The sequence below is a fragment of the Candidatus Cyrtobacter comes genome (genome assembly GCF_034470605.1).
In the GTDB taxonomy this organism is placed as follows: domain Bacteria; phylum Pseudomonadota; class Alphaproteobacteria; order Rickettsiales; family Midichloriaceae; genus Cyrtobacter; species Cyrtobacter comes.
Window position 1 is genome coordinate 1 of record NZ_JARGYT010000121.1, and the last position, 2812, is coordinate 2812.

General features: G+C 35.0%; 4 protein-coding genes. 3 read left to right on the forward strand and 1 reads right to left on the reverse strand.

What is annotated here, in order from left to right; translation table 11 throughout:
- Window positions 1-167: 167 nt before the first annotated feature.
- Window positions 168-377, forward strand: a complete 210-nt coding sequence (locus Cyrtocomes_RS06215) for an IS1/IS1595 family N-terminal zinc-binding domain-containing protein (RefSeq protein WP_458693279.1) — start codon at window positions 168-170, stop codon at window positions 375-377.
- Between the two features lie 96 nt (window positions 378-473).
- Window positions 474-752 carry an IS1 family transposase gene (locus Cyrtocomes_RS06175; protein ID WP_410519711.1) on the forward strand — a complete coding sequence of 93 codons (279 nt, stop codon included), beginning with the start codon at window positions 474-476 and terminating at the stop codon, window positions 750-752.
- 115 nt (window positions 753-867) lie between these two features.
- Here Cyrtocomes_RS06175 and Cyrtocomes_RS05845 read toward each other — a convergent pair whose 3' ends face one another.
- Window positions 868-1248, reverse strand: a complete 381-nt coding sequence (locus Cyrtocomes_RS05845) for a transposase-like zinc-binding domain-containing protein (protein ID WP_322498251.1) — start codon at window positions 1246-1248, stop codon at window positions 868-870.
- A gap of 150 nt (window positions 1249-1398) precedes the next feature.
- On the opposite strand from Cyrtocomes_RS05845, the gene Cyrtocomes_RS05850 reads away from it, so the two are divergent.
- Complete coding sequence (locus tag Cyrtocomes_RS05850) at window positions 1399-2436, forward strand: FkbM family methyltransferase (RefSeq protein ID WP_322498252.1); 1038 nt, start codon at window positions 1399-1401, stop codon at window positions 2434-2436.
- Window positions 2437-2812: the final 376 nt, after the last annotated feature.

Consider the following 2812-nt stretch of genomic DNA (forward strand, 5'->3'; position numbering starts at 1 on the left):
CTGATACATTACCAAGTCTTTTTGCAAGTTCTAGCAATCCTATTTTTGGTTTTATTATTTTCTGATTTAGATTCATTTTACACTACCTTTAAAACATCGGAGACATCTAACAAAAGAATGATTTTTGTGTTAGAGTAAACCCAAAGGTTTTTCAGGGGCAGTGTCTAATGTTAAAATGTAAAAAATGTTCATCGGTTTCTTACGTTAAATGCGGCCATATACGAGGGTTACAGAGGTATCAATGTCGGGATTGTGGGTGCCAGTTTACGCCCACAAAGCTCCGCGGTGTTTCGCCGGGTTTAAAGCATTTAGCGGTGATTCTGTATGCCCACTGCGGCATGTCTATGCTCTTGGTATTGCCAAGATTTTCAAGGTAAGCGACGTCGCTGTTCTTAAGTGGATTAGGGCTTTTTCCGATGAAATTTCCATGCCAACCGAACCTGCAGAGGTCATTCAGATCGATGAAATAGAAAATCGATGATGGAAAATGCACCTTTGTAACCGATGAATGGGGCGGTTTCTTTAGGCCTTTACCTGAAAATCGACACTTTTTTGGTAAAGATTTAACATTTCCCATCGAAGGCACCAACAGCGATATCCGGCACAGACTCGCCCGTTTTAAGCGAAAATCAAAAGTCACCTCCAGAAGCCTAGACATGATCGAAAGGTCTTTGTTGCTCTTTCATTTCTTTCAAGATTATCCACAAAACCTCGAACCTTTAATTCACTCATTTCTATCATTCTTTAGTTAGATGTCTTAAACATCGTTATTTTATTATAGTGTAAGATTAAATGTCAACTAGTACAAATCATCAAAATCTTTAGTCTCTGTTACAATAAAATCCAATAACTTATTTCTATCCCTGTCTACAGCAAGCCAGATATATACTTTCTTCCGTTTTTTTTACAATAACTATATAACTCATCTATCTCCATAATCCGAACATTCATTACTTCATTCTTTTGAGTATCTTGGTAAATTTTACTCCTTAAAATCTTAGCAAATTTCTTTATCCATTGTAGTATTAAGGGAGCACTAATACCTTCCATTCTCTCTATACTTCTTACTCCACATCCTTCTAAATACCATTTTACCACCCTTACACGTTTCTCATGCGTGTATTTTATTCTAGCATCACCTATTTTAAATACTCTTTTACAACCTTTGCACTTATATCTTTGTTTGCCATCATATACCCCATTCTTAACACATACTCCAAAGCTACAATGCTTACATTTTAAGTCCATTCTCATTACTTAATTGATAATAGGCACTATAACAACTTATTACCATTATATCTACTAATGATTAATAATCCCCCCCAACAACGTGTAGACGTTAACGAAATATCATGCTATCATTTGGACTTATTTTAAATAATTTTATCAGTTGATATCATGATTGAAAAACATAATACCACAGTGCTTTTTCATGGACCTGTGCAGATATTTAAAAGTACGTATGGAACAGGATTAAACCTTGCGGTATATCCAGATGACAGAGCTGTTGTCGATTTCTTATCTAAAGGAGCTATAGAGCCTATAATTGAATCGCTGGTTACTACTCTTGTTCAAGACGGTTTCTTCTGTCTAGATTTAGGAACAAATTATGGACATTTAGCTATAGCAATGTCTTTGAAGGCTGGTGAATCAGGTGAGGTTCATGCGTATGATGCAACTTCTATTGTAGGTGGTTATGCTGAATTAAATGTATTGCTGAACGGTTTAGAAAATAGAAACATTCATTTTTATAATTTTGCAATTTCAGATAATTCCAATTCAAGCATTCTATTTGATGGCTCTACTAACAGTTATCTTGGCAAGGTTTCATCTCAATATGATTTAGCTCATATCAAGTATAGTGCTATTAGCTTTTTTCCAGCTATAAAGGCATTATTTCCTTATCTTGGATTGTTCATCCCTTATCAAGTTCCAACAATATCAGTAGATGAAATCATGAAGCAAAATGGTAACAAGCTAGTAGATTTTTTGAGAGCTGATATTGAGGGATCTGAATGTAAAATGCTTCTTGGCGCGCAGCAGACAATTGCTGCTTCTCCTAATATTATAATTTTTATGGAGTGGGAGCCACAGCCTATAAAGAGAACTAGCTCTTTTAGTGAAGCAAAGCAATGCGTGGATTTTTTAAAAAATGAAAAATTTAATATTTTAAAACTAAATTATGGAGATTATGATGATACCACGCTTCGATTAAGTAAAGATTCTCTCATTCCTGTGCAGATAGATACTTTGTTGAATTTTACTGATCAGGCTCTAAAAGGTGAATACATTTTAATGCGTCATTTTGATTCTAAGATTGCAGAGTTATGCGGCGCATGCACGAAAGAAGATTTAGGCATTGAATTATATGATGAACGATCATCACAAGACTTAAATATTGCTGATGATCACTATTCATTGCACACCGATCTATGATCGGAAGTCTCGGGTAAAAGTTGTATAAGGTAATGAGTAAAATTTAAAAAGCATTAGAAAATGGCAGTAGAAAGTGAAATGGTACATAAGCAACAAAACTATAAAGTAAAAAACTGGCCGGATTATAATTTATAAAATGCGATGTGAGTTTGGAGGTAGAGTGTGCAAACATTTTCATAAAGCCGCTATTGCAATAGCGGCTTTATGATACCTTCGGCCAGTTTGTTTTGTTACTTTAATATTATGAGTATTATTCAGTTAATTAATATCTACTGCTATCAGACTGAGGATAAGATTGGGTCCGATCGACCGTGTCTATGTAGATAATGATAGCTCTCGGTATATTGGCCTTGGTAGCATGAATAACGGTCACCAA